A 24,713-nucleotide genomic window follows, 5' to 3' on the forward strand; every position below is an offset into this window, starting at 1 on the left:
TCATTTATTATTTCAAAGGTTTTATAATGACAGGATTTATATGAGTAGAAGGATTCCCTAACATTACAGTGAATTTAAAATAAAGGTGTAGTAATAATACTATATAGTTTAAGGAGGAGAAGATTTGAATTTAGGTGAGTTGATAGCCAAAGGAAATACAGCGAAGATATATCTTCATGAAAATAAAGTTATTAAATTATTTGAGGAATACCTTCCAAACACAGAGTCTACAAATGAAGCAAAAAAACAAAAATATGCTTATTCATGCGGACTACCAGTTCCGAACGTATTTGAAGTGACAAAGATACAAAATAGACAGGCAATTATTATGGAATATGTAAAAGGAGAAAATATTGGCGAACTCCTGCTTAATAATCTAAATAAGGCAAAACATTACATCAATATTTGTGTTAATGAACAAAAAAAGATTCATGCTATACGTGTGAATATAGATGAAATGGAACCAATGAGAGAAAGGTTAGAGCGTCAAATTAAATCTGTTCATAAATTGGATGAAAACAAAAAGAAAAATATTTTACAAAAATTAGATTCAATTGTATTTGATTCTAGGCTATGTCATGGAGATTTTCATCCGTTTAATTTGATTTTGAGTAACGATAACGTAAAAATTATAGACTGGATAGATGCAAGTTCAGGTGATATCCGTGCAGATGTATTTCGTACATACTTATTGTACGCTCAGGTCTCAGTAGAATTAGCTGAAATGTATTTACATATGTATTGTAGAAATACTGGCCTATCAAGAGATGAGATTTTTCAATGGGCTCCAATTATTATTACAGCTAGATTTGCTGAGAAGATATCTCCGCATAACGCAGTTTATTTAAATGGAGTGTTAGATCAGTATGTATAATTAAAAAATAAATAAAATCCAGTAAGTAATTATCCTTATATAGGATGTGGTTTAACTATTGTAGCTAAACCACATTTGCTTTACATTTTGATTAATGAATCTTTATTTTCAAGTTTCATTCTATAAAGATTCATTATCCGTACTTGATTCTCAGTTAATTCTTCTTTATTCCAATACATGTGCATTAAACTATATTCAAATATCTCTTTTAATTTGATAAACAACGGAAGCTTGTCTATCATTTCTTTAGGTAGTTCTCTTTCTTCTTGATACCCGTCAAGTATCGCTTCTGTAATAGAATTCTCATAGTCAACAATATTCCCATTTCCAGCAAATGAATATTCTATTGCACTATAAATTGGAACTGCTAAATCGAATATGTAAAAGTGTTTTTCACAGTCTTGAAAATCAATCATGGATAAGTTTGAATCGCTATCAACTAAAATGTTTTCTAACCATAAATCTCCATGGATCAGGCCGTAGTTCGTAGATGTTTTTGGTAGGTTCTTAATGGAAGATAAAACATCGCATGCAATTTCTCTAATAATAGTCTCTTCATTAGGGATATATTTAAGGAAATTATATTCTTCATTTTCATACCAAGCGTTAATATGTTTAACTCGTTCAATACTTTCAAAGTCTTGAGATATCAGATGTAATTTGCCAATTTCTTGACCCAATTGTTTAAATACATCGGGATTCCATTCACTTCTTGGTAAGTGAATGCCAGGAGCAGCTTTATAAACTACAGCAAATACCTCCTTGTCTAATGTTAAATTTTCTACTAAATTCCCCTGTAAAGAAGGTATGATTGGTGGAACACCTAATCCAGTTTGATATAAAAAGTTTGTATATTTAACTTCTTCTAACTGTTCTTCATATGTTTTATAGTTTGTAATTCTAATGAAGTAATTCCCTTGTACTGTATTACATTGATACATTTCGTTTGTTATAGGTTTAATGTTAATAAAATGTAATGGATAACGTTCGTTTACTAATGTGAGTATTTCTTTTTCTAATTCCTTCATTTTGAATTCCTCTCTATATTTAAATTTTTTCAACCTAAAAACTAAAAGTTCCTTAATTTACAAAATTCGTGTTTTATTTTATGAAATCCTTTAAAAAGATATATCCTGTAATTTACGTGTTAATAATTAGTAGGGTAGGAACACTCCACAATGATTAAAGTTAAATTGAAAAGTGAATAGAATATATGACAAAATAAGATAGCTGAAAAAATATAAAACAAAGTATTTAAGGATTTTAGAGAATGGTTCGTGTTATAAACCACAAGAAACATCAAAAGAAAGAAACGTATCCCTCTTATAATTTTTAGTGAGGAGTGAAGTAAATGAATGAGTATATACAGCAAATGATTGATTGGATTGAGAAGAATTTGAGGAAGGGATTCTCATTGGAAAAATTATCGCATTACATGGGATATTCCCCTTATTATTGTTCTTTCAAATTTCATCAAGCAACAGGTGTCAGCATTAGGCGTTATGTTCTTCTTAGAAGATTGTATTTATCTACGGAGGAATTGACGAACGGTAGAAAGATAATAGATATTGCAATGGATTACGATTACTCTTCGCAAGAGGCTTATGGTAGAGCTTTTAAAACTGTTTTTGGTATAACCCCAAAAAATTTCCAACTTAGCAAGATGCCAATTCAATCATTTGTTAAACTCAATATAAATAAAGAAGAGGAGTTTAAAATGAATATTTCTAGAAAAATAGAGGTTGAGCAGTTACGAAATAGGAAATGTGAACTGTTCGATAAAGACGTACTAAATATATTAAATGGCCAATTTATGTATGAAGAATTTAAAAACGAAAAATTAATGGGAGAGTCTGATTATGCCCCATTTAATGAAGCAATGTGTGTAAATGCTACTAGTACACAAGTTTTCGATGAAGAATTCATTGAAGTAAGAGCAAGGGGGCATAATAGTTCAGTAGAGAATTATATAAAAAAGGTTATAGATCCATTAGAAAAGTTTTTTAAGAATAATTATGAATGTATTGTTCTATGGTTTGGTGAAGATATGTTTTGCCAAATGAACCTAGTAACAATACTTTCTTATCTTGAGCAGTCAGGCTATGAGGGGAGAGTGATTTTAAATAGCTTTAGGGAAGATGAATTCAAAGTCAGTCAAACTGAACTTAAGTTAGGTAACTATTGTTCTGTATACAAAGAGGTATTGGTAAACCATAGAAAACCATCTGTGGATTTACTCCCAGTGATGTATCAGGCTATAAAGTTATATTTAGAAATGTTAAAAGAAGATAATGCTGTAACAAAATTCATCTACAAAAATAAAGAATTATCAAACCAAGAATTATTAATAAAGTTGTTCCATCTTTTTCACGCAATCGGATATGGAGATTCTCAGTACATAGAACTTATTAATAAAATAAAGAAGAAAGCTGCACCTAAAATATAGGTGCAGCTTTCTATTTATATACGTTCAAGTGAATCTAACTCTGCTTCTACAAATGTCATTAATTCTTTAATAGTTTCACCAGAGAAATCAAAACGAATACCAGCTGCTTCATACACTTCTTTTATAGATTTTGAGCTTCCTAGTGATAATGCCTTTCTATAATTATTTAGTGCTTGTTTAGGATCTTCTTTATATTGTTTATACATTTGCAGTGCACCAAGTTGTGCGATTGCATATTCAATATAATAGAATGGTACTTCAAAAATATGAAGTACTGGCAACCAACTCGTTGCTATCCAGTTTTCGTAACCATCAATATGTATGACGCTAGACTGATAATGTTTTTGAAGTTGTAAGTATTTTTCATTTCTTTCCTCAGTAGTATGATTAGGGTTTTCATACAGCCAGTGTTGGAACTGATCTACGATAAGCATAACAGGTAAATATGAAATAACATCTTTAAAGTAGTTGATTTTTGCTTGTTTTAAATCTTCTTTGTCTGTATAGAAAGTATCCCAATAGTCTATTGTGAATACTTCCATTGTCATACTAGCTAGTTCAGCCGTTTCAGCGGGAATTTCTATATACTGTCGTAATTCTAATGGTTTTACGCACTCGTTATGAATGCTATGACCCATTTCATGTATGAAAGTAATAATATCATCTTGTGTATAGTTTAGATTCATAAAAATAAAAGATAATTGAGAAGCAGGTAAGTACTCACAAAAACCACCAGCTGCTTTTCCTTTACGACTTCCTAAATCTAAGCAATCATGATTATACATTCGGTTTAATAACGCTGAAAATTCAACATCTAGTTGATTGAAGATGTAAGTGCATTTTTCAATTAAATCTTTTTCATTTGCAATTGGTTTAAGCACTTTTTGATCAGGGGCTACAGCTGTTACATCCCATGGGCGAAGCGTATCTACTTTTAGTTTCTCTTTTTTCTCTTGTAATATTTTATCTTTAAGTGGTACAACATACTCTCGTATTGATTTGGCTAGTTCATAGCAATCTGCTGCTGTATAATCAAAACGCTCATATTTTTTAAACATATAATCACGATAATTCTCGACTTGAATGTTTTTTGCCTTTTGGTGGCGAATGTTAATTAATGTATTTAAGATGCTTTGGAGTTCTTTTTCAACAGATAAAAATTGTTCAGAAATAATCATTTTTGCTTTTTTACGGATCTCACGATTCGGATTTTGTAAATAGGATTGTAATTCCGTTATCGTTTTTTCTTCGCCGTCCCAATTTCCACTTAGTCCTCCTGTAATTTCAAAGTACGCTGTTACTAATTGGTCTTCTTTAATTTCTAATTCGATATTTTCCTCGCAAAATAAAGTTTGAGCATTTTTTATTTTTACATCTAATAAACCATATACTTTAGAATCTAATTCCATTCGAAATGGTGACTGTAAGTATTTATTATTAAATAAATTTTGATAACGTTTTAAAAGTGGCTTTACAAATTGTTGATCATGTTCAAAAGTATCTTTTATTTCTTTATTATCTGTATTACTTTGAAAGGCGATATAGTGTAATCGTAATTGTTCTTCGATTTCCCAAATTAAAGTAGATTGTTCTTTTAACCAGTGTTCAAGGTCTAGTTTTGAAGAAATATTTTTATTTATTAAAGTCGAAAGAGCTTGTTCCAATTCAAGTATATTACTAATATCGATCGTATTTACACGCTGCATTATATATCCCTCGCTTTTTATTTACTTATGGAAGTATTCTTTTTCTTTATTGCAATCCCTTTTTTTCCTAAAAAGTTTGTGCCCACTACTCCAAGAACGATTAGAATTGTGCCGATGATATGGTAGTATGCGATTTGTTCATGTAAGAATGCAACGCCTGCGATAATGGTAATAAGTGTAGATAAATTGCTGAAAACACTTATTTTAGCTGCTTCAATATAAGATAATGAATAGTTTAATAACAATGCGGTCAGTAAAGAAGATAGTAATCCTAAATATAAAATGGAAATAAGAAATGTTCCATTCATAAATGGCTTAAAGAATATAGTTAATGTACCTTTGTATATATGGCTAGTGATAGCAATTACATTAAAACTAATAAAACCAATCGCTGTCATTGTGTAAGTTAGATCCATTAGCCTGAAATTCTTTGTCATTTTTCGAGCTAACACATTATAGCAAGCAGATGATAATGCCGATAACAGAATAAGAATAACACCGATGAGACTAGTTTCATGAGCCCCTAAACCATTCATGATAAATATATAAATGACACCGATGACAGAAATGAAAACAGAGATTTTTTGCCATATATTCGTATATTCTTTTAAAAAATAAGAAGCTAATATCATCGTAAATATAGGAATTGCCGCTTGGATAATTCCAGCTTCAGATGAGCTTGTATACACTAAGCCAAACGCTTGGAAAGCGAAAAATAGTGCTGGATAAAATATTGCAATTGGTAAAAGGGCAAGTATGTTTTTAAACGATATATTTAACTTTACAAAACCGAAAATAACGGGAATGCTTGCAGCTACGAAAGCAATTGTAAAACGATGAGCAAGAGTATCAAGGGGGCTCGTAACTGTTAATGCTAATTTCACAAACATAAAGGAGAATCCAATAATAAATGAATAGAGTAATGCTGATAAATATGCCTTTGTTGTATGTTTCATAATTTCACCTCATAGTAGTTGATTTCTTACTGGCCAGTATACGTACATAGTAATCTTTCTGATCTAGTGCTACAATGTGAACAAATACAAACTGTACCGGTACAAATTAAAGGTTGAGGTGGTAATGATGTATAAGTATTTACATGTTTTAAACGACTTAGAAAGTATGATTCAAAATGGAGAGGTAAAAGAAGGGGAAAAATTACCGTCTATTCGGGCTTTAGTTACGCAATATGAATGTAATAAGGCGACAGTTATACGTGCACTTCATGAATTAGAAAAGCGTCATATTATTTATTCCGTCCCTCAAAGTGGATACTACGTTGTTAAGAAATCCGGGAGTATCATAGAAACTAACGAGATAATTGATTTTGCTTCCTCAGCACCAGATCCAGATGTGTTTCCGTATTTAGATTTTCAACATTGTATTAATAAGGCCATTGATACATATAAAAACGACTTGTTCATATATGGAACGCCGAAAGGTTTACCAACTCTAATTCCAGTTATTCAAAAACAGCTGACAAACTATCAAGTTTTCACAAAAGAAGAAAATATTTTTATAACGTCAGGTGTACAGCAAGCGCTTGCTATATTAACATCTATACCATTTCCGAATGAAAATGAAACGATATTAATTGAACAGCCAACCTATCATCTATATATTGAATATCTAGAAATAAATAAAATTCCTGTAATAGGTATTAAACGTACGAATGAAGGTATCGACTTGAATGAGTTGGAACGTATATTTCGAACAGGAAAAATAAAATTTTTTTATACGATACCAAGATATCATCCTCCACTTGGAACTTCTTATTCTAAAGATGAGAAAGAAAAAATCGTACTATTGGCTAAGAAGTATAATGTATTTATAGTGGAAGATGATTATTTAGCAGATTTAGAAAATGATTCAAAAGCAGATCCTTTATATAGCTTACATAATTGTAATCATGTCATATATTTGAAAAGTTATTCGAAGATTATTTTTCCTGGTTTACGAGTCGGTGTGGCGGTTATTCCACCAGCTATTGCAAATGCTTTTCATAAATATAAAAAGATTTTAGATATCGATAGTCCAATGATATCCCAAGCTGCTTTAGAAATTTATATAAAGAGTGGCATGTTCGAACGCCATAAAAATAAAATTAAATCTTCCTATTACGATAGATCAAAAAAACTAGCAGAAATATTAGAAAAAGTGCAAAATGAAAACCCACTTTTATTTACATATAAAAAGCATAGTACGATAGGAATTCATACTTGTTTAGAAATACATAAAACAAGTATTTCGGAAATGTTTTTTGAGAAATTGAGTGACATTCAAATAAATATTGATTCTATTGATAAAAATTACGTCAAAGGTTTTCCTAAAGAGAGATTGTTAAAGTTAAACGTATCGAATGTAAAAGAAGATAAGATTGAAGAAGGAATTCGCAAAGTAATCGAGGAAGTAAAGCAATCGGCACGTCTAGATTTTCAATTTAAAAAAGAATAATACGAATAAGGAGGTTTATTGTGAGAGGGAAAATAATAACCTTGTTTGTATGTATTGCTATAGGTATTGGAGCAATGGTAGTTATTAAATATTATATAGATGATGATCAGTGCATAGCAGTTGCAAAATATTCAAGAGGTATTATCGTAGATCAAAATAACGAACCTATATCTAATGTGAAAATTTATGAAGATTCTATTGAAAGTGAGGAACGTAGTATTTCAAATGCACAAGGTGAATTTGAGATACCACATGGTGTTTGTGGTGAAATTGCGTTACAAGTGGTTACTCCAGATGGCGGAATTTATACGAGAAAATATGATAGTGAACATATACCAAAAGTAATAAAGATGGAGTATAAAAAGTAAGAAGAATCATTTTAAACCAATGCAAGGTGAGTATGTTAAATCAAAATTGATAATTTTTTAGAGCACTCAATAGCTAAGTGCTCTTTTTGTGTATGACATAAGTGCATTGTATGGGAAAATATAACAATAAATGATATCCTTAAAATATAGCTTTTATTTTGAATAGGAGGGCGATGGAGTCTATGGCGGTACGTATAGTCGATGATTTACAGCAATTATCTTTGCTCCTTATGTTTTTAAGTACATTTATATTTTACAGATATTTAAAAAAGATTAAACGAGAGAGAAAATTGAGTTGTTTCGAATGGACAATGTATTTTGTCACTCAATTTGCGACATTAATTTGGGCAATTACTTATTTTATTAAACACTTAGCAGAATCGTAAATTCTAATCATTCAATCTAGCTTACTGTTATCTATTAGGTGTATAAATATAGTCTGTATCTAAATCGATGACAACATCGCTTATGACGTCTTCCTGTAATAATTTTGGAATTTTTTCGTATTGATATCGTACACAAAATAAGCTTAGAAGGTCCTCATTAGATATCTCTTCATTTTTTATATTTAAATACATTGTTATTAATTCGTTAATAGAACAGTTATGGCCAATAACATACTCATTTATTCCATATCCATCAAATTCAATTATCATGTTATCACTGCTGGGTGCTAGCCAACGTTTTAGCTTAAAATTTGGATAAAACATCCACATGAAATATATTATACTTCACTCACACAATGTTTTGAAGAATTGAGATCAGGGGTAATTAAACAAAAGTATATGTTTCATATGAATAACGAAAAAATAGAGAAAATATTTGTCACAAACCTCACATCTGTTTCGTCACATTTATGATTACTAAATGAGGAGGAACATATATGAAAATATTTGTAGCAGGTGCAACAGGTGTTATAGGACGTTCTTTATTACCTATGTTAATAAAAGAGGGGCATACGGTATTTGCAATGATTCGTAATGAATTACAAGTAGAAGCAATGAAGAAAATTGGTGCTATACCAGTAATAGCCGATGTGTTTAATCGACAGGTTGTATTTTCTGTATTGGAAGAAACAACTCCCGATGTAGTTATACATCAATTAACGTCATTGTCTACATGGAATTTTGAGGATAATGCAAAAATTAGAACAAAAGGCACTCGTAACCTTGTCGATGCCGCAAAAAATGTAGGGGTAAAGAAAATAATCGCTCAAAGTATTTCATGGGCGTATGAAGCAGGGGATACATTTGCGACAGAAAAAGATTCACTACATATTACTGCTCCTATGCCTCGGCAAATCACTGTTAATGGCATATTAAAATTAGAATCAGCTGTTTCTGAGTTACCAGAATCGATTATTCTTCGTTACGGTACACTATACGGACCGGGAACATGGTATGCGGAAAACGGCTTAATTGCAAATCAAGTTCGTAATAATGAAATGATTGCAACAGATGGGATAAGCTCTTTTATACATGTCGAAGATGCCGCTAGAGCAACTATGTTAGCTCTTAATTGGCCTCCAGGAATCGTAAATATTGTAGATGATTCCCCAGCAACTAGTAAAGAATGGTTACCAATATACGCAGCTGCAATTGGGGCACCGGCTCCTAAAGCTCAAGCTGGGAAAAATAGTTGGGAAAGAGGAGCCTCAAATTATAAGGCACGTAAAGAGTATGGATGGACACCTTTATTTCCATTATGGTCTGAAGGATTTAAAAATTTGATAAGTATGTAAAATAATCCTTTAATGGGAATGCTAATAACATTCACCGTTAAAGGATTGGGCTATTATGAATATAATTTGGGAAAGTATTATTTTAACCCTTACTGGAATTATTGTTTTAAAAATGACAGGTAGTACATCTGTTAGCCAAATGACGAGAGCTGAAATAATTATAGTTGTATCAATTGGACGTATTATTGTAGAACCTGTATTAAGTAGGAAAGTAGTTCCATCTATCTTTGCCGCTATCATATTTTCGGGCATACTACTTATCATTCATTTCTTTGAATTGAAATCAAGGAAGGTGGAGCAATTCCTAAATGGAAGTAGCATTGTAATTGTTGAAAATGGAAAGATTGTAAAAGCAAATTTGATACGGGCAAAAATGTCAGAACAACAACTTTATATGCAATTAAGAGAAAAAGGGATTCATGATGTAAAGCGTTTACAGCAAGTTACAGCGGAACCGAATGGGCGTATTGGCTATCAATTAATAAAACAAGCACAACCAATAACTTTAGAAATGTTAGAAAAAGTATTAGATCAGTACAATATAAAAAGATAATTTTTCATGAGAAACAGCCAATACTACAATAAAAATATTGGCTGTTTTTTTATTTTCTATAAACGTAAGGATTAATAAAATAGGGGAGATTTTTAACCAATCTTTATAATAGATATAGGCTTATTATTATGCTATATTCAATGGGGCTACGATGACTAAGGTAAGTCGTATGAATAGAAGAAAAAACTATATACCAACAATACAAAAAATTTGCCTTTACTTTGATACTAAAAATGGATTGAAAATAAGGAGATAGATACATAATGGAATTTTGGGAATCAAGTTTTATTGAAAAACAAACGATGTGGGGATTTGAACCTACAGAATCCGCAATTATGACGAAAGATTTTTTTCTTGAAAAGAACGTTAAGGATATATTAGTTCCGGGTATTGGATATGGAAGAAATGCAAAGGTTTTTATTGATAATAGGATAAATGTAACAGGTATTGAAATTTCAAAAACAGCCATCGATTTAGCAAAGCAAAACGGACTAGAAAATATTAGTATGTATCACGGTTCAGTAAATGATATGCCTTTTGATAACAATCTTTATGATGGGATATTTAGTCATGCACTTCTTCATTTGTTGAATAAGCATGAGCGTGAGAAATTTATTAAAGATTGTTATAATCAGTTAAAACCAGGCGGATATATGGTTTTTACAACGGTTTCTAAAAAAGCGCCAATGTACGGAAAAGGGAAACAGTTGGACCAAGATTATTTTGAGATAATGGAAGGTGTAAAAATGTTCTTCTATGATTCTGAATCTATAAAACATGATTTTAATGAATATGGACTAGTACAAGTTTCGGAAATTGACGAACCAAATAAGAACATGGAAAATAAGCCTTCAATCAATTTTTTAATGATAAAATGTAAGAAAGAACAATAAATAAAGAATTGTAAGCATTACTAACAATCTCTATATGTTGAATATGAACCAATAAAGAGGACGAGCATATATTATAAACACCTCTTAACTTTCGTTAATAGGATATCTCAAAATCCCCGAAAAGAGCACTTGCGGAAACGAGTGCTCTTTTATTTATGTGATAATAGATTTTTATGGGTATTCTATTTGGAATTTTAAACCATAAATATAGAATGTAATGTTAAACTTAATGTAGCACTTGTTGAAATTAATAGTTGTGCTGTAATAGAGAATAAAGTACTTGAATGGAGTGTTATTGAATGCAAACAAGAAAAGCTTATTTATATGTATTTCATACGATGTCAGATTGGGAGTACGGACATTTAATTGCCGAACTGAATACAGGAAGATATTTCAAAAAAGGTTTAGCGCCTTTAAAAGTAATTACAGTAGGAGTAAATAAAGAAACGGTTATTTCAATGGGAGGCTTGAATATAAAGCCAGATATTTCCCTAGATGAATGTGTGTTTGAGAGTAACGATCTATTAATTTTACCTGGAGGAAATACTTGGAGTGAAAATATACATAAACCTATTTTGCAAAAAGTTGATGAAGCTTTAAAGATGGGCGTAATTGTTGCTGCAATTTGTGGTGCAACTGTAGGGCTTGCAAATTACGAATTCTTAGATGATAGAAAGCATACAAGTAATAGTTTAGATTATATGAAAATGGTTTGTCCGAATTATAAAGGAGAAAATTTGTATGAAATGGGACCTGTAGTATCTGACCAAAATCTTATTACTGCATCTGGAGTAGCCCCTCTGGAGTTCGCAATGGAAGTACTGAAAAAATTGGATGTACTTGAGCCAGATACACTTCATTCATGGTATAACTTACATAAGACTCATGAACCTGATTATTTCTTCCAGTTAATGAATTCTCTTAATAATTGAGTAGTTTTATAGTATCTCGAATAGGAACCATGCTCTCGATAGACAACGTCAAAGCATGGTTTTTTTGTTTTATTTCATATATGCAAATCTCGTATAATAAAAATGAATTCGAGAGAAATATTCTTCTCTTTTTATACGATTATTGCTGAACGACAAAAGTAATAGCATTTGTTTTTAATTGAATCTTTCTTTCATTTCGAACTATATCATATGCTAATTCTTTTATTTCAAGTTTTATTTCTTTCCATCCAGTATAAATGCTTTTTAATAGATGTATCATTTCTTCGGTAGGGAGATTAATTTCAATTAAAGCATCTAATGTTTGATTCGTTTTCTTGTCTATTTCTCGTATGTTCGAGTTGATAATTAAACAATTGATACCATCATTCTTTGTGCCTTTTTTCATAGAGTGGAGCACGTTTTTAAAATCTTCTTCTGATTTAACATGCTCTAAACTTGATACTGCAACGATATAGTCATAAGTGTTAGGAGGAATATAGTAGTTTTCAATTACTATTTGTTCCGTTTTTATTACTTCAAATACACCATGTACTTTGCTATAAACTTGTAACTTTGTTAAAGCAGAATGAAGTAAATCAACACAAGTAACAGTGCCGCTACAATTTTTTATTTTTTGTGCAATTGGAATACTATTTCTTCCAACGCCAGATCCGAGGTCAAGTACTTGCAAGTTGTTTTGTCCTTCGAAATAGTCCATCATGTCCATAACTGTTTTAACTGGTTTGTAAAGCCAAGATCCAGTCTCAAATAGTTTATATTGTTCATAACAAAGGTCATGATATTTCTTTTCTTCTTGTCTTATGTAATCGATACGATTCATATTGTTTCAGCTCCAATATGTTCACTGCAAAATGAATAGGTAGGACAGCCTTTTATATTCGTTTGAATTCGAAAGATACCACCAGCATGTGGGTACTTTTTTAATTCTTCATCCGTCATTCTTGTTCTGGCTGTCGTAACATATAAGTCAGTTGAATTATGGCCTCCAAATGTACACGACGTTACATATAATGCAGGAATTGGAACACTTAATATTTGTTCTCCAGTCAAAGGATTCCATCTAGTAATCTTCGAACCACCCCAATGTGCAATCCATAAGCAACCTTCTTCATCGATTGTCATCCCATCAGGTAAACCATCATTTTCAGGAAAAAGGATAACATCAGTTGGATTACTAATTTCTCCAGTACGTATATCATAATGAAAACGAACTACTTTTTTAGTAGGTGTATCAATAAAATAAAGGTATGTATGATCAGGTGACCAAGCGATTCCATTTGATGTATTTACATATGAAACTTTTTTCTCAACGCTCAAATTATTATATAAACAATATAAGGAACCTGCAGCATTTATTCCATTTAAATCAGTAGTACCCGCCCAGAAGCGACCAGCTGGATCACATTTCCCATCATTAAAACGATTTTCTACTAAATGTGGTTCAGGATCATAAATATGTGTCAGTTTTTCTGTTTTCAGGTTAAGAGAGTAAAATCCGTTTTCCGTTGCTAAAAGTACTACATCCTCTACATATGGAACAACACAGCCGATTTGCTGATTAAGGGCAATTACCCGGTTTGTATTGTTAGTGGGATTATAGATGCATAATGTTTTCTCCATAATATCAACCCAATATAAAAGTTGCTTTTTTTCATTCCAACATGGTCCTTCAGCTAAAGTTGCTTTAGCATCTAAAACTAATTCTATATTACTAAACAAGATGTTCACCTCGCATTATAAGATATTTATATAATTCGATAAAAATAGAGGTAAACCTTTTAGCGAGAGAATCTTAAGATTTGCAATGTAGAAAACAGACCTTTTCATATTAAAAAAGTGTATAAACACAGAGAGGAAAATGCATATGATGTTTTATGAGGTTGTTTGCTTTTCTTGTAAAAATATATTCCGAGTATATGAAGGTAGTGAACAATATAAGCGGTTTAAAGAGAAATCGAAAGGGATATATTGTTGTGATGAATGTAGCCACAAGATTCAATTAGAAGCGATAAAACATTTTTTCAGATAATTATATGTAATGTATTACCGTTCAGAAAAATTTGACAATAAACGTGTAATAAATTATCATATGTAAAAATCAACATTTAAAATGGCATGGAAGAGAAGAGTAGTTAAGAAAGAATACGTACAGAGAGCTCTGGTAGCTGAGAAAGAGCGGTATACATCTTAATGAAAAAAGACTTGGAGCTGCGCAAGGAACTAATTTATTTAGGGATGGTGCGACGGGTTCTCCCGTTATAGAGATAGGGTATAAGCATATTTTGCCGTACCTGAAAAGGTTAATATGGTGACGTATTAACAAACTGAGGTGGTACCGCGAAGCTAATAACTCTCGTCCTCAAGATGAATAATCTTGGGGGTGGGAGTTTTTTTGTTGTATAAAACTGAAAATGTGAAAACAAAAAATAATTGAGGTGAGTGACATATGCATTGGGCGTATGAAGTAGCACATGAATTAATTAGAAAACATCCAAATAAAGAAACTTTTGTTTGTGCATCTGGAATTAGTCCATCTGGTTCTGTTCACATTGGAAACTTCCGTGAAATAGTAACGACTTATTTTGTTGTAAGAGCTCTGCAAAATTTAGGGAAAAAGACTCGTTTTATCTTTTCATGGGATGATTATGACAGGTTTAGAAAAGTTCCTAAAAATATTGATCCATCTTTTGCAAGATACATTGGTATGCCGTACTGTGATATCCCTGATCCGCATGGGTGTCATAACTCATATGCAGAGCATTTTGAAAAAGAGTTTGAGAAATCGCTTCAAGCATTTGGGATTGAAGTGGAATTCATATATCAACATGCTGAATATAGAAGCGGAAGGTATAATGGCAATATATTAGAGGCTTTGCATAAAAGAAAAGAAATATATGATATTTTAATGCGTTTTAAAACAGGAGTTCACTTTGAAGAAGATAGAGAAAACTTTTATCCAGTTACGTTATATTGCGAGAGGTGCGGGAAAGATGCAACAGCGATTACACAATTTGATGAAGTATTAGAAACAGTACGGTATGCATGTGAATGCGGAAATAAAAATGAATTATCGGTAGTAAATACAAATAAAATGAAACTGAATTGGAAAATTGATTGGCCGATGAGATGGATGATAGAAGATGTTATTTTTGAACCAGGCGGAAGAGATCATTCATCGGAAACAGGTAGTTACAATGTATCAAAAGAAATTGTAAGGGAAATATTCAATCGTGAAGCGCCTCATTACGTTGCTTATGATTTCATTGGTCTTAAAGGTAATCATGAAAAAATGTCTAGTTCTTCAGGAAATAGCATTACACCTAGCGACTTATTAAAAGTGTATGTACCAGAAGTAATTCTTTTTATGTTTGCAAAATATAGGCCAGGCGCAGCTTTTCATATTGGCCTTGATGAAGATGTGATCCGAAATTATACAGAGTATGAACGATTGAAAGATAGTTATGAAAATGAAGCACTAAAAAATGAAGATTTATTTGATGCAATTAAACTTTCTAGAGTTGATAACCGATTTAAAGAATATCCAAAGTTTAATCAAGTTGCAAGTACTTTACCACTATTAAATTTTGATTCCTCTATTTTACAAAATATATTAGAGAAAATAGATAGGAGTTATGCATTACCTGAAATGATTGCGATAAGTAATCGTGCAGAGTATTGGATAAGAAATTTTCAATCTGAAAAATTGATTACGGTAAATAAAGAGAAGAATACGGAGTTTTATAACACATTAGAAGATAGTCAGAAAAACTGGGTGGAAGAAGTTTGTAAAACACTTCGTTCTAATAAAGAATATTCTAATTTAATGGAGCAACTATATACGATTTGTCATCATGAAAATAAAAAAATAATGAAAGGAAATCAAAAGCTATTATTCACCATTATATATAGGCTCGTTATGAATCAATCAAGTGGCCCACGTATACCGTTATTAATACATGTGGTAGGCATCAAAAAAATCATCACTTTATTAGATTTCTAATATATAGCTAAAAGCAACGCAAGTACTCAAAGATCTAAGTGCTTGCGTTGTAAATTTTACTACCGTGTATACAGTTTTGGACATTCATCACCACTTGGCTCATAAAAACAATGGCTTTTAAATTGCCCTACAAACGGCTGATTATACCATTCAGGTGGGCAAGCTCCAACTGGACGGAAATACCAAAGAGCCCATCGTGCTGGCCAGCGCCATTCACCTTGTAAAACCTTTCTTGCAATTTCTTTTTCTGACTCACGAGCGCGTTGATAAAAATATCCATATTGTACTGCTTCAAATCCACCGGGGCTTTGATATACAGCATCACGAACGGTACGGAGTTGTTTGAAATCTAAGCAATCGCAAAATACACGATTCACAACAACGCAGCCAACAAGCTGTTCACCTTGTCGGCCTTCTCCTTCAGCTTCAGCACGAATTAAACGAGCTAGTAAATCAACATCGCTTTCGTTATATGGAATAAGGGGCATAGTGATACCACCTTTCTGTTATAGTAAAGAGTGTATGTTATAAAACAATCTGCGTGCTTTTTTACATAAAAATAACATTTAATTTTAAGAGGAGCTTGTATAAAAAAAGCTAATTAGTAATAGTAGATAAATATAAAAGGGAGAGGTATTATGTATCGAATTCATAAAGATGACATTATTTACGCAATGTCACCAGAAAATAAGCCGTGTATGGAAGTGGAAATTGGGAGCCGTCTTGTATTTGAAACATATGATTGCTTTGAAAACCAAATTGATTCTGAAGATGTTGTGTTCCAAGAATTAGATTGGAACCGAATTAATCCAGCGACTGGGCCTGTATATATTACAGGTGCAGAACCGGATGATATATTGGCCGTAACGATTGAAAAGATTAAAATTGCAGAGCAGGGTGTTTTAACTACAGGTGCGAACCTCGGTGTAATGGGTGAAGTGCTAAATGAAAATACAGTGAAAATCGTCCCAATACATAATAAACATGTTTTGTTTTCAAATGAACTGCAAATTCCGATTAATCCAATGATCGGTGTGATTGGTACTGCGCCGAAAGAGGAGAGTATTTCCTGTGGAACACCGCATGACCATGGTGGAAATATGGACTGTAAAGAGATAAAAGAAGGGACAACATTGTTATTACCTGTAAATGTTCCTGGTGCTCTATTAGCATTAGGCGATTTACATGCAGCGATGGGTGATGGTGAAATTGGTGTTAGTGGAGTAGAGGTTGCTGGTGAGGTGACGGTAACAGTTCAGATTATAAAAGGAAAGAAATGGCCACTACCAATGGCTATCCAAAAAGAAAAAGTAATGACAATTGCTTCAGAGAAATTGTTAGACGATGCAGCGAATCGTGCTGTACATAATATGGTGACATTTTTACATGAGGAATTAGAAATGTCTAAAGCCGATGCAACTCTATTATTATCAGCAGTGGGTAATTTAAAAGTTTGCCAAGTTGTGGATCCACTAAAAACGACGCGGATGGAACTAGGAATGGAATATGCGGAAAAGCTAGGTTTTAATTGGAGTAAATTTAATATTAAATAAGAATACTAGAAGAAGGATGCTGTTTTTTAAAAGTATCCTTTTTTAATTTACGGATGAAATAAAAAGAGGTAGTATTTACTTTGTATAAGTATATTTGAGATTGTGAACTAAAAGGAGTTTAAGAATGGTCAAAATTATGATTGTTGAAGATGATATGAAAATTGCGGAGCTATTATCAACTTATGTTGCGAAATACGGTTACCAAGGAATTGTAATATCGGATTTTCAAAATGTGTTAGACATATTTTTAGAAGAACAACCAGAGTTAGTTTTATTAGATATTAATTTACCAAGCTTTGACGGTTACTATTGGTGTCGTCAAATTCGCGGAGTTTCCACATGTCCAATTTTATTTATCTCGGCCCGTGAAGGTACGATGGATCAGGTTATGGCGTTAGAAAATGGTGGCGATGATTTTATTCCGAAGCCTTTTCATTATGAAGTTGTAATGGCAAAAATTCGTAGCCATTTAAGACGTGCTTACGGTGATTATGCACCGAAACTAGAAGAACGAATGGTTGAGCAACAAGGACTTAGTTTATATCCCGAAAGGCTTGTATTGAAGTTGCGGAATCAAGAGATTGATATAACGAGAAACGAAGCCATTTTATTAGAAATGTTAATGAAAAATTATCCGCGTGTTGTGAGTAGAGAAGTGTTGCTTAATAAGTTATGGGATAGTGAATCTTACGTTGATGATAATACATTAAGTGTAAATACAACACGTGTGCGTAAAAAGTTAAAAACATTACATATTGAGGATGCGATTGAAACAATTCGTAGTGTTGGATATAGGTTGCATATTACTTGGGAAAATGGTGTGGAAAAATGATAAGGCTGTTTATACGTGACCATATACCACTTATTTGTTTTACAGTGCTCCAACTACTAGCCATATTCCTCGTATATTGGTTTGATGGACATAATCATATTACAACAGCATTATATGCAATGTTTTTAGGTGTTTTTTTTATGGTAAGCTACTTAATATTTCGTTATTTTACACATCGTTCTTTTTATGAGCGTTTAGCAAATCCATTGCAATCTTTGGATGAATCCGTTCAAAAATCTGATTTTGCAGTTGTATCTACTGCTCTCCAAGATTTGCTTGATGCACAATATCGTCATTATCAAAATCAACTGCAATTACAAGAAAGAAAAAATAATGATCATTTAACCTTTATGAATCAGTGGATTCATCAAATGAAAACACCTCTATCTGTAATAGAATTAATTACACAGGATGAAGTGGATTCGCGTTTTGAAAGTATTAATGAGGAAACAGATCGCTTGAAAAAGGGATTAGAGATGGCATTATATGTCGCGCGTTTAGAAGCATTTACACAAGATTTTTATGTAGAAAGAGTCCAACTACATAAAGTAGTAAATGATTCCGTGCATGAACATAAACGCTTCTTTATCCGGAATTTTGTATATCCAGAGCTTGAAATTGATAAAGGTATTACTGTAGAAAGTGATGCGAAATGGTTGCAATTTTTAATAGGACAAATTATATCGAATGCGATTAAATACTCATCAGGTAGTAGAGAAAAGATTAAAGTGAAAGCATGTAAGGAATGTAATACTGTTGTACTTGAAATAGCCGATAGTGGCGTCGGGATACCGAAGCAAGATTTACCAAGAGTATTTAAACCGTTCTTTACAGGAGAAAATGGTAGAGATTTTAAAGAATCAACTGGAATGGGGTTATATCTTGTATATGAAATTACGAAACAATTAGGGCATCGTGTAGAAATTCATTCAGAAGTTGGTAAAGGTACCATTGTACAAATAACATTTTTTAATGTGTAAAAAAGTGATCTAGGCTAAAGAACTTTGGAGTTAAGTTTTTTAGCCTTATTTTATAGCGAGTAAATGAAACGATAATAAATACGACTGTTAAATTAGAAGGATTTAATAATAAGTTAATTGATAGATAATTTTTTGTAAGAAACAAGCTACCCCTTTGAAAGAGCTAGCTTTATGAATTGTAATTAAGCAAACAAACTTAATAATTTATATCCAATTAAACCTAAAATAATGATAGGAATCACCACTAAAAAAGAAGAAATTCGATTAGCATTAGAGCGTTCCAATACAAGAATCAAGATAATTCCGACTATCACTTCGGTATATCCAACAGGTAACATGTGACTGTAGTCTTCAAAATTTAAAAGAATGTGAAGCCCATCCGTTACAAAAACTCCACTTATAAGTGCGCTTCCGAATTTATGAAGAGGATTTGTAGTATCTTTCCATAGAAAACCTGCAATTCCGAAGATAGTTCCTCCTATACATGCACATACAATCCATACAGATATAAAATAAATAGAGTGAGCTACATTTTTAATAATTATTGCATAACCATAATAGCCTAAAACCATACCTAGCAGCGCAAGTATACCGGAAAGCATAGCTGTACGCTTAGAATAACTAAGACTAGCCACAAAAAAGGATGGAACTAACCAAACACTTCCTAGGTTAGCTAATGAATTCCAATTTCCTGGAAGTATACCTTGACCCAATTTAGTTAGTATACCAACAATAATCCCTACTATAATCGGGATGAGAAAAATCTTTAAAAACATATTTGATTTTATGATTTTTAATGTCTTTTCCATAAATTCAATCCTTACTTTAATATTTTCTGTAAACTTATAATAGCTTATTAAGGAAAAATAATCAATCAAATTTTATCGAATAACAATAAAAAAATATTGAATAACGAACCATCCTTTGTTTTTATAATTAGGTGAATAAAATATCAAAACTAGTTACTCAACCAAAATGGTAAATGAAATAATATATGCAAGTAATAAAATTGCTGAAAACACATAATTCAACTTATCATAAGATGCTCTTGAGGATAACATTCACTCTTATACTTGTAATTTAGAATTTTTAATGATTTTCATCTCGTATTTACAATGAAATGATTTATGATAAAAAAGAAAAGGGATTGATATATTTTCTCCTGTTTTTTATTTACGATTTATTAGAAGGAAGGCTTCTTTGCTAGTTGTTAATAATAGGGGGGATTGCAATAGATATTCGGAAAATTAGATATTTTATAACAGTGGCAGAAGAATTAAACTTTAGTCGTGCAGCAGAGCGTCTTATGATGGCACAACCGCCTTTAAGCCAAGAGATTCGTAAATTAGAAGATGAATTAGGGGTTCAACTTTTTTACCGGACAAAGAGAATGGTTGAGCTTACCGATGCCGGGAAAATATTTTTAGAAGATGCGCGACAAACGCTGCTTCAAGTAGATAGAACGATTAAAGAAACACAGCTTGCGGATGAAGGAAAGATAGGCCATTTAATAATTGGGTTTGTCGATTCTACAGAAACCGTTATAAATGTATTAAAAAAATTTCGAGAACGGTTTCCTAAAATTCAACTCATATTACGCGAAATGACAACTGATCAACAAATCAAAGCGCTCTATGAAAAACAAATTCATATTGGATTTATTCGTTCCAAGCAGAATAATGAAATTTTAACTTCCGAAGTTTGTTCTGTAGAATATTTAAAATTGATTTTGCATGAAGATCACCCTTTCGTTATGTTACGTAACATTCCAATTAAATCATTAGTGGATGAACCATTTATTTTATTTCCACGTCATTTTGGTACAAACTTTTATGATGTAATTATTAGTTACTTTTGGGAACATGGAGTAAGTTTAAATATTGTTCAGGAAGCGATTCAAATGCAAACGATTGTGAATTTAGTTGCAGCAGGAATGGGGATTTCTGTCGTTCCGTCATCAGTGGAAAGTTATAAAAAAAACGGGAGTTACATATAAAGAAATTCAAGAAAATACCCCAAAAATAAATTTATATGCTGGATGGAGACTAGATGAACAGTCTGTTGTGTTAGAGAACTTTTTAACTGTTGTTAGAGAGGTTTATACAACTTCACAATGTGAATGTAAAAGATAATAACCCATCTGTATAGGATGGGCAGTGTAGATTTGAAAAGGAAAGCTTCTTTATAGGTAGAACAAAAAGGTGTTTTAACCTGTTTTGCTCGGATCATACTCAATGAAATCTTTTAGTACACCATCAATTTGATCCGTAATTTCAGGTTGTAATTTAACGCTAGAAGCAATTACGTTTTCTCTTATTTGCTCTGGATTTGATGCACCAATAATTGCAGAGGAAACAGCTGGATTTTGTAATACCTAAGCAACTGCAAGTTGAGGTAAGGTAAGATTAGTTTCTTGCGCGATGGGATTAAGTTTCTGAATTGCATTGAGTACATCATCGCTCATCCAGCGTTGCACGAGTTTTTGGAAAAATGGTTTACCGGCATCAGAGTTAGCGCGTGATTGATTCGGCAATGGTTTACCAGGTTGATATTTTCCTGTGAGAATACCTTGTGCAAGGGGAGACCAAACAACTTGACCAAGTCCCTCACGTTGACATGTTGGTATTACATCAGTTTCAATAACTCGCCACAACATCGAATATTGAGGTTGGCTAGCGATAAGTGGAATGTTCAATTCTCGTGCAAGTGCTGCACCACAGGTAATTTGTTCTGATGTCCACTCACTTACGCCTAAGTAAAGGACTTTACCTTGTCTTACAAGATCAGCAAAAGCTAACATCGTTTCTTCAAGGGGAGTTGTTGTATCAAATCTATGTGCATAATAGACATCAATGTAGTCTGTCTGCAACCGTTTTAATGATGCATTACAATTTTCAATAATATGTTTCCGCGACAATCCACGATCATTTTTTCCAGGTCCGGTCGGATGACATACTTTTGTACATAGTTCTATACTTTCTCGCCGTATGCCTTTTAAAGACCGGCCTAGTACTTCTTCGGCTATCGTGTCCGAATAAACATCAGCAGTATCAAACGTTGTAATTCCGACATCTAGTGCGGTTTTCACACAATCATTTGCAGTATCTTCATTTACCTTTCCGCCATGGTTTATCCAGTTCCCGTATGCAATCTTACTTACTGTTAACCCACTGTTTCCGAGTTTGCTAAATTCCATTGTAGAATCCCCCCTTAAAAATGATACCTTTATTATAAGAACTGAAATTTAGTATGTATAATATATGATTTATGATGAATCTATATAAAAATTATATAAGAGGGAGATGTTTAGAATTTTATTGTTAGGGGAATCTAAAGCAAGTAGTACAACAAATGTGGTTTATGCTTGTTCAATATGAAGTTTAGAATTGATAAATAGACCTTAAAAAAAAGCAATCTTTTTAAAAGCACATATAATTGCATTTACTCATACAGTACTATTATGGTACAATATGGTTACTAACGACGGAAAGGAATGATGGGTGGACGATGATTAACTAATCTTATTTTTAAATGTTGAAATTAAATAAATTTCAATTTGTAAAAAATAGGATTAGTCTGCCCAATTCCATTCAACGGTATTGCTATTTGATTTGCGTAATAGCTTATTTGGGTATAAATAATGTAATGACTAATCCTGCCAAAATTACTTTGGGAGGATTTTTTTGTTCTCCCTTTATGAAAGGGATCGGTAATATGAAAGAGCTTTTAAAATTAAATGATGTGTATGTTGAAATAAAGGAAAATACTTTGTTAGAAAAAATGAATGTAGTAGTAAAACAAGGGGATATAATCGGATTAATTGGTAAAAATGGTGCTGGTAAATCAACGTTACTTCAATTAATAAATGGGAAGATTGAGCCATCAAAAGGAATTGTTGAGTGGCAGCAAATGAATATGACAACAGCATATGTTGAACAAGAAATAGAATCTTTTATTAGTAAGGATGTGATTGCAAAAGAAGCAGAGCTTCTTGCAAAATGGGGCGTGCCAACGAACGATTTTCGTACTTTAAGTGGTGGTGAAAAGCTGAAAGTTCGGTTAGCGAAAGGATTTGCGAAAAATCCTAATGTCTTAATATTAGACGAACCGACAAATCATTTAGATGAGATGAGTACGGAATTTCTCATTAAACAAATAAAAAATATGAAAGGTACAGTTATCGTTGTATCGCATGATCGATATTTTTTAGATGTTGTCGCAACAAAAATATGGTCAATTGAGGATAAAAAATTAATTGAGCATAGCGGTAATTATACGAGTTATATGAAAGCACGTGAGCAAAAAAGACAGACGCAACAACGTGAATATGAAAAGCAGCAAAAAAAGATTGAACAAGTAGAAACACATATAAAAGAATTAAGTTCATGGTCACAAAAGGCACACGCACAGTCTACAAAACAAGAAGGTGTTAAAGAATTTTATCGTGTAAAAGCGAAGCGAATGGATGCGCAAGTTAAGTCAAAACGAAAACGTCTCGAAAAAGAGCTAGAGAAAACGAAAGTAGAACGTGTGAAAGAGGAGTACTCAGTTGAGTTCTCTATTCAAGCGAGTAAAAAAGTAGGAAAACGCTTTTTAGAAGTAAAACAATTAAAAAAAGACTTTCATGGAAAAATATTATTTGAAAACGTTAATTTTACAATTCAGCACGGTGAGAAGGTTGCGATTGTTGGACCAAACGGTAGTGGGAAAACAACATTACTAAAGATGATTATGGGAACGGAAACTGTGGAAGGAGAAGTATGGGTTTCACCATCTGCAAACATCGGTTATTTAACACAAGAAGTATTTGATTTACCACTTGATAAAACGCCAGAAGATTTATTTTTTAAAGATTCATTTGAAGAAAGAGGGAAAGTCCAAAATTTAATGAAACATTTAGGGTTCCAAGCTTCTCAATGGAAAGAGCAGATTGAACATATGAGCATGGGAGAACGAGTGAAATGTAAGTTAATGGTTTATATTTTAGATGAAAAAGACGTACTCATTTTAGATGAACCGACAAATCACCTTGATCTGCCTTCACGCGAACAGCTTGAAAATACATTAGCGGAGTATAATGGAACACTAGTTATCGTTTCTCACGATCGATATTTTCTAGGGAAAACAACTAACACAAAACTCGTGTTTTCAAATCATACGATACAAAAACAGCTAGAAGAACCTCCTAAAACAAGAGATGGAATTGAAGAGTTACGTTTAACGTTAGAAACAGAGAGACAAGAAGTATTAGGAAAATTAAGCTTTTTAACTTCTAATGATAAAGAATATAAAGAACTTGATGAACGATTTATAGAACTTACGAAACAGATTAAGGCGCTATAATTATTTAGGGGGATTAA

Annotated in this window: 23 protein-coding genes, 2 pseudogenes and 1 other annotated feature; of the genes and pseudogenes, 16 read left to right on the plus strand and 9 right to left on the minus strand. The window is 32.3% G+C overall.

Annotated features, from left to right (window positions below; translation table 11 throughout):
* Positions 1–124 precede the first annotated feature (124 nt).
* On the plus strand, positions 125–874 hold the full coding sequence (locus MHH42_RS12855; protein WP_016108483.1) for an aminoglycoside phosphotransferase family protein: 750 nt from the start codon (positions 125–127) through the stop codon (positions 872–874).
* Positions 875–954: 80 nt separating this feature from the next.
* Here MHH42_RS12855 and MHH42_RS12860 read toward each other — a convergent pair whose 3' ends face one another.
* A complete protein-coding gene (locus MHH42_RS12860) occupies positions 955–1,902 on the minus strand; it encodes a phosphotransferase enzyme family protein (protein ID WP_070173215.1) in 948 nt (315 codons plus the stop codon).
* A 323-nt stretch (positions 1,903–2,225) separates the two neighbouring features.
* On the opposite strand from MHH42_RS12860, the gene MHH42_RS12865 reads away from it, so the two are divergent.
* Positions 2,226–3,320 (plus strand): helix-turn-helix domain-containing protein, encoded by a 1,095-nt coding sequence (locus tag MHH42_RS12865; protein ID WP_070173216.1) that lies wholly within the window; start codon positions 2,226–2,228, stop codon positions 3,318–3,320.
* 14 nt (positions 3,321–3,334) lie between these two features.
* Here MHH42_RS12865 and MHH42_RS12870 read toward each other — a convergent pair whose 3' ends face one another.
* Complete coding sequence (locus MHH42_RS12870; RefSeq protein WP_070173217.1) at positions 3,335–5,026, minus strand: M3 family oligoendopeptidase; 1,692 nt, start codon at positions 5,024–5,026, stop codon at positions 3,335–3,337.
* 17 nt (positions 5,027–5,043) lie between these two features.
* A complete protein-coding gene (locus tag MHH42_RS12875; protein WP_097837761.1) occupies positions 5,044–5,982 on the minus strand; it encodes a DMT family transporter in 939 nt (312 codons plus the stop codon).
* A gap of 127 nt (positions 5,983–6,109) precedes the next feature.
* Here MHH42_RS12875 and MHH42_RS12880 point away from each other — a divergent pair, with 127 nt between their 5' ends.
* The 3 genes from MHH42_RS12880 (at position 6,110) to MHH42_RS12890 (ending at position 8,234) form a co-directional block, all read left to right on the plus strand.
* Positions 6,110–7,480, plus strand: coding sequence for an aminotransferase-like domain-containing protein (locus MHH42_RS12880; protein ID WP_070189627.1), 1,371 nt, complete (start codon positions 6,110–6,112; stop codon positions 7,478–7,480).
* Between the two features lie 20 nt (positions 7,481–7,500).
* Entirely contained in the window at positions 7,501–7,848 is a 348-nt protein-coding gene (locus tag MHH42_RS12885; protein ID WP_001214245.1) for a hypothetical protein, read from the plus strand.
* Between the two features lie 182 nt (positions 7,849–8,030).
* A complete protein-coding gene (locus MHH42_RS12890; RefSeq protein ID WP_000290882.1) occupies positions 8,031–8,234 on the plus strand; it encodes a hypothetical protein in 204 nt (67 codons plus the stop codon).
* A 27-nt stretch (positions 8,235–8,261) separates the two neighbouring features.
* Here MHH42_RS12890 and MHH42_RS12895 read toward each other — a convergent pair whose 3' ends face one another.
* Positions 8,262–8,504, minus strand: a complete 243-nt coding sequence (locus MHH42_RS12895) for a hypothetical protein (protein ID WP_000582705.1) — start codon at positions 8,502–8,504, stop codon at positions 8,262–8,264.
* A gap of 227 nt (positions 8,505–8,731) precedes the next feature.
* Here MHH42_RS12895 and MHH42_RS12900 point away from each other — a divergent pair, with 227 nt between their 5' ends.
* The 4 genes from MHH42_RS12900 (at position 8,732) to MHH42_RS12915 (ending at position 11,967) form a co-directional block, all read left to right on the plus strand.
* The gene (locus MHH42_RS12900; RefSeq protein WP_000689425.1) at positions 8,732–9,589 is read left to right on the plus strand and encodes an NAD-dependent epimerase/dehydratase family protein; all 858 of its coding nucleotides are present in this window, start codon (positions 8,732–8,734) and stop codon (positions 9,587–9,589) included.
* A gap of 55 nt (positions 9,590–9,644) precedes the next feature.
* Positions 9,645–10,142 carry a DUF421 domain-containing protein gene (locus MHH42_RS12905; protein WP_001021705.1) on the plus strand — a complete coding sequence of 166 codons (498 nt, stop codon included), beginning with the start codon at positions 9,645–9,647 and terminating at the stop codon, positions 10,140–10,142.
* Positions 10,143–10,405: 263 nt separating this feature from the next.
* Positions 10,406–11,035, plus strand: a complete 630-nt coding sequence (locus tag MHH42_RS12910) for a class I SAM-dependent methyltransferase (protein ID WP_000397623.1) — start codon at positions 10,406–10,408, stop codon at positions 11,033–11,035.
* Between the two features lie 299 nt (positions 11,036–11,334).
* The gene (locus tag MHH42_RS12915; RefSeq protein WP_070173220.1) at positions 11,335–11,967 is read left to right on the plus strand and encodes a type 1 glutamine amidotransferase family protein; all 633 of its coding nucleotides are present in this window, start codon (positions 11,335–11,337) and stop codon (positions 11,965–11,967) included.
* A 139-nt stretch (positions 11,968–12,106) separates the two neighbouring features.
* Here the strand turns inward: MHH42_RS12915 and MHH42_RS12920 are convergent, their stop codons facing one another.
* Together MHH42_RS12920 and MHH42_RS12925 are read right to left on the minus strand one after the other, a co-directional pair.
* The gene (locus MHH42_RS12920) at positions 12,107–12,808 is read right to left on the minus strand and encodes a class I SAM-dependent methyltransferase (RefSeq protein ID WP_016108493.1); all 702 of its coding nucleotides are present in this window, start codon (positions 12,806–12,808) and stop codon (positions 12,107–12,109) included.
* Complete coding sequence (locus MHH42_RS12925) at positions 12,805–13,707, minus strand: SMP-30/gluconolactonase/LRE family protein (protein WP_000492438.1); 903 nt, start codon at positions 13,705–13,707, stop codon at positions 12,805–12,807. The genes MHH42_RS12920 and MHH42_RS12925 overlap by 4 nt, the downstream gene beginning before the upstream one ends.
* Before the next feature lie 139 nt (positions 13,708–13,846).
* Between MHH42_RS12925 and MHH42_RS12930 the strand changes: the two genes are divergently transcribed.
* Entirely contained in the window at positions 13,847–14,017 is a 171-nt protein-coding gene (locus MHH42_RS12930) for a DUF2197 domain-containing protein (protein WP_044810524.1), read from the plus strand.
* Positions 14,018–14,095: 78 nt separating this feature from the next.
* Positions 14,096–14,352 (plus strand) — a binding site (T-box leader).
* 82 nt (positions 14,353–14,434) lie between these two features.
* On the plus strand, positions 14,435–15,988 hold the full coding sequence (lysS, locus tag MHH42_RS12935; protein WP_097837763.1) for a lysine--tRNA ligase: 1,554 nt from the start codon (positions 14,435–14,437) through the stop codon (positions 15,986–15,988).
* 59 nt (positions 15,989–16,047) lie between these two features.
* Here the strand turns inward: lysS and MHH42_RS12940 are convergent, their stop codons facing one another.
* Positions 16,048–16,476, minus strand: a complete 429-nt coding sequence (locus MHH42_RS12940) for a cell wall hydrolase (protein WP_001128414.1) — start codon at positions 16,474–16,476, stop codon at positions 16,048–16,050.
* Between the two features lie 150 nt (positions 16,477–16,626).
* Here MHH42_RS12940 and MHH42_RS12945 point away from each other — a divergent pair, with 150 nt between their 5' ends.
* From MHH42_RS12945 to MHH42_RS12955, 3 genes are all read left to right on the plus strand, one after another.
* Positions 16,627–17,541: an acetamidase/formamidase family protein gene (locus MHH42_RS12945; RefSeq protein ID WP_000285647.1), complete on the plus strand. Its 915-nt coding sequence runs from the start codon at positions 16,627–16,629 to the stop codon at positions 17,539–17,541.
* Between the two features lie 124 nt (positions 17,542–17,665).
* The gene (locus tag MHH42_RS12950) at positions 17,666–18,373 is read left to right on the plus strand and encodes a response regulator transcription factor (RefSeq protein ID WP_000239006.1); all 708 of its coding nucleotides are present in this window, start codon (positions 17,666–17,668) and stop codon (positions 18,371–18,373) included.
* A complete protein-coding gene (locus tag MHH42_RS12955) occupies positions 18,370–19,353 on the plus strand; it encodes a sensor histidine kinase (protein ID WP_070173224.1) in 984 nt (327 codons plus the stop codon). The genes MHH42_RS12950 and MHH42_RS12955 overlap by 4 nt, the downstream gene beginning before the upstream one ends.
* 182 nt (positions 19,354–19,535) lie before the next feature.
* Here the strand turns inward: MHH42_RS12955 and MHH42_RS12960 are convergent, their stop codons facing one another.
* On the minus strand, positions 19,536–20,162 hold the full coding sequence (locus tag MHH42_RS12960; protein ID WP_000416088.1) for a DUF6518 family protein: 627 nt from the start codon (positions 20,160–20,162) through the stop codon (positions 19,536–19,538).
* Between the two features lie 422 nt (positions 20,163–20,584).
* Between MHH42_RS12960 and MHH42_RS12965 the strand changes: the two are divergent.
* Positions 20,585–21,485: pseudogene (locus MHH42_RS12965) on the plus strand (LysR substrate-binding domain-containing protein).
* A 74-nt stretch (positions 21,486–21,559) separates the two neighbouring features.
* Here MHH42_RS12965 and MHH42_RS12970 read toward each other — a convergent pair.
* Positions 21,560–22,549: pseudogene (locus MHH42_RS12970) on the minus strand (aldo/keto reductase family protein).
* A 518-nt stretch (positions 22,550–23,067) separates the two neighbouring features.
* Here MHH42_RS12970 and abc-f point away from each other — a divergent pair.
* Positions 23,068–24,696, plus strand: a complete 1,629-nt coding sequence (gene abc-f, locus MHH42_RS12975; RefSeq protein ID WP_070173240.1) for a ribosomal protection-like ABC-F family protein — start codon at positions 23,068–23,070, stop codon at positions 24,694–24,696.
* Positions 24,697–24,713: the final 17 nt, after the last annotated feature.

Origin of the sequence: Bacillus sp. FSL L8-0099, assembly GCF_038006385.1 — a bacterium.
GTDB classification, from domain to species: Bacteria; Bacillota; Bacilli; order Bacillales; family Bacillaceae_G; genus Bacillus_A; species Bacillus_A toyonensis.